This window comes from Winogradskyella sp. UBA3174, from assembly GCF_002364335.1.
Taxonomy (GTDB): domain Bacteria; phylum Bacteroidota; class Bacteroidia; order Flavobacteriales; family Flavobacteriaceae; genus Winogradskyella.
Genome location: NZ_DEXW01000035.1, coordinates 7,564 through 10,364, shown reverse-complemented (window position 1 = coordinate 10,364; position 2,801 = coordinate 7,564). Strand labels below are relative to the sequence as shown.

The 2,801-nt window shown below is 29.1% G+C and carries 3 protein-coding genes; all 3 read right to left on the bottom strand.

What is annotated here, in order from left to right; genetic code table 11:
• Positions 1-101: 101 nt before the first annotated feature.
• Positions 102-1,097, bottom strand: coding sequence for a TlpA disulfide reductase family protein (locus B2U95_RS04760; protein WP_296313361.1), 996 nt, complete (start codon positions 1,095-1,097; stop codon positions 102-104).
• Positions 1,098-1,300: 203 nt separating this feature from the next.
• Positions 1,301-2,113: an energy transducer TonB gene (locus B2U95_RS04755; protein ID WP_296313359.1), complete on the bottom strand. Its 813-nt coding sequence runs from the start codon at positions 2,111-2,113 to the stop codon at positions 1,301-1,303.
• A 453-nt stretch (positions 2,114-2,566) separates the two neighbouring features.
• Positions 2,567-2,801: hypothetical protein (locus B2U95_RS04750; RefSeq protein ID WP_296313356.1), on the bottom strand; the 235-nt coding region annotated here is incomplete at its 5' end.

Below are 2,801 nucleotides of genomic sequence, written 5' to 3'. Positions count from 1 at the left end.
AGCAACTAAATTAATAAAAGAAAACGAATCAGAGGAAAATCCGCAGGATTTTCTGAGTATACACAGAACCAGCAATTGATTATACACGTTGTTGTAAACAGTTATTTTATTTTTTCCTGCAAAACTTTTTCCAAACCATCCATCATCAGAACTGGGTTTAACGTTGTTCCAATTATTTTATGGTTTTTATCAAGAAGAAACATATTAGGTAAATAATAAACTCTATTATTTAAAGCCACACTAGATCTGAATTTTTTAGGTGCATACACTGATTTCCATGGGGTTTTGTGTTTATTCACATTCTTTACCATATTTTCTTTGTCTTCAATATAAATATGTAGGATTTCAAAGTCCTTCGAGTTATATTTTTCATACGCACTCTTTTGAAATGGTATTTGAGCTATACAAGGTCCACACCAAGTTGCTGTAAATTCAATTAATAAATATTTGTCTTTAAAATTTGAAAGACTAATTATATTATCATTAGCATCTTTCAATTCAAAATCTAAAAAATTAGCACCAATTTCTGGGACATAATCAAGTTTTAATAATTCTTCAATGTCATTTGCGGCGGTTGTGTTCTTCCATTTGTCTGTTAAAGTATTATAATATGTCTTAAGCTCTTCTTCTGAAATACTAAATCTATCTTCCCATAAAATAATTAATGAAGTCATATTATCGGGATTATTTTTTAAGTAATCCATATTATTTTCATAACCATATTTTTTAGAATATTCTTCATTTTGAAAAGTCTCTTGGCTACCTTTATCTACTTCTAATTTATGGATACTATCAAGGTTCGAGATTATAAGTTTAGTATGTCCAGGAGATAAGAGCATATGCTTTGCTGATGTATTTACGCCATTAAATTGAAAACTTCTAGGCTCTTGTAATTCAAAGTTGAATTCAAATTTGTTATTGATAACATACGTCGAATCCAAATAACCACCAACATCTTTAAAATAGAAATCTTCTAAATATATTTTGGATGAATCTTTAACATTTTCGATTATGCCTGTCACTTTGGTGTTAAACTTTTGTTCATTTTCTTTGCATGAAAAGAAAGCTAATAAAACTAAGGGTAATACTTTTTTCATAATTGGCTACAACTTTTAACTGATATGAGTCTGTTTTAATGACTTATATCAGATGTTAAACGAAGTTAGCTTTTTTAAAATTTAAAATCAAGCAAATACAACTTAGGTCGTTTAAATCTTATCAAAAAATGTTAATAGTGTATTCGGCTTATATATAGGGGTTTAAGCGAAATATTAGTAGCTAAAAATACTTGTTGTGCTATTTAACACCCATCGGCTGGCCCAAAAGTAAATACTAATTCTTGTTCCATCTTTTCGCCTTTAGAATTTTCTGCGGGTGTCCATTTGCCTGGAATATTTTTAATGAGTGTCATTAATTTTTTATCGAGAGACGGATAACCAGTAGTCATAACGTCATACTTAACCTCAGATACTTTACCTTCTTTGGTAATTATAAAAGAGAGTTTTATGGAGCCGAGTTTGTTATTTTCTATAATGTTCATATCCTCTTTACTGTTATCTTTAAGATAAGTTATGAGTGCATCTTTGCCGTCTACGTAAGTTGCTTGCTTCTCTGGGACAACAGTGATGTGTGGACCAAAAAAGCGTTCTTGTAATTTACCAGTTTCAGTATTTTTTTCTTTGAATTCGGTTCTAATTGTAAAATGATTAAAGTAGTCTATTGATTTGATTAATTTGATTTGCCTATCAGTAAGCTGATCAGTAGTTCCATATTCTTGTATGTTAGATTGTTCATTATTTTTAATGACGATAATATTTACAGAATTGACGACAGCTATTTGTTCTTTTTCTCCGTCATTAAGAAAAGTGTAAATGGTTGTTGCCATTTGTATATCAGACTTTTTCACGGCAGCAAACCGCGTATCTACACCATAAACTAAATCAGGAATTTTATTTTTATTTGGGCCTTCAGTAGTTTCATTTTTTAAGGCAAGCGTTTTACTCTGCGATGCTATTGGCTTATCAGCCGCGTTGTTATCTGTATTTATAAAACTAATTATTAGTAAACTAATGATAGCTACAGTTATGCCTAAAATAATAATGCTCTTTTTCATAATTAGATGTTCTTTGAGATTAATATAAATCAAATGTAGTATTGGCAGTGGCGTCTACAGGTAGATTAAATGTGAAAAAAGTGTAAAATCTTTGTGAACGACTTAACATAGACTTTAATAATAGCACTATAATTGATTGTAGTGCTTTGTATAAGGCACACAAAAATGATTTATTTTAAAGTGACATTTGTATGCTTTTTGAGTCTTACAATTAAATGCTAGTTATGAGAAATCCAGTAATACCCAACAGAATGCAAATTGTTTTGTTATCTTTTTATGCTTTAATTAGTGTACTTATTTGGCACTACGCTTTTTAATGTAGTGCTATTATTTAGATTATAAATTAGTTATGATAGCAACGCTTTGTTCTATAAATTTGAAGCGATTTCATTTGGTCATCTAATACCCAATCTATTCTTAATTTATCAAAAAAATAAGCTCATTTTTTAACCTTTATTTTATAATAAAAAAATACATTTTAAGGTTTTTAAAATCTTGTTTAATTTGAAAGTAGGTCTCCTTAATATAGAATGATGGAATTTTAGGAAACTTACCATTTACATCGAGTTTGTAGTTTCTATCTTTTAAAGCGTTAATGTTTTTTAGGATGTTAGCCTTTTGTGCATTATCAATTGTAATAACTCCTGCGATAATGTTTTCAAAAAAATAGAGTTCGTCGATATTACAA

Coding starts and splice junctions, on each gene's coding strand:
- B2U95_RS04760 (WP_296313361.1), bottom strand. CDS start 1,097: ATGAAAAAAGTATTACCCTTAGTTTTATTAGCTTTCTTTTCATGCAAA.
- B2U95_RS04755 (WP_296313359.1), bottom strand. CDS start 2,113: ATGAAAAAGAGCATTATTATTTTAGGCATAACTGTAGCTATCATTAGT.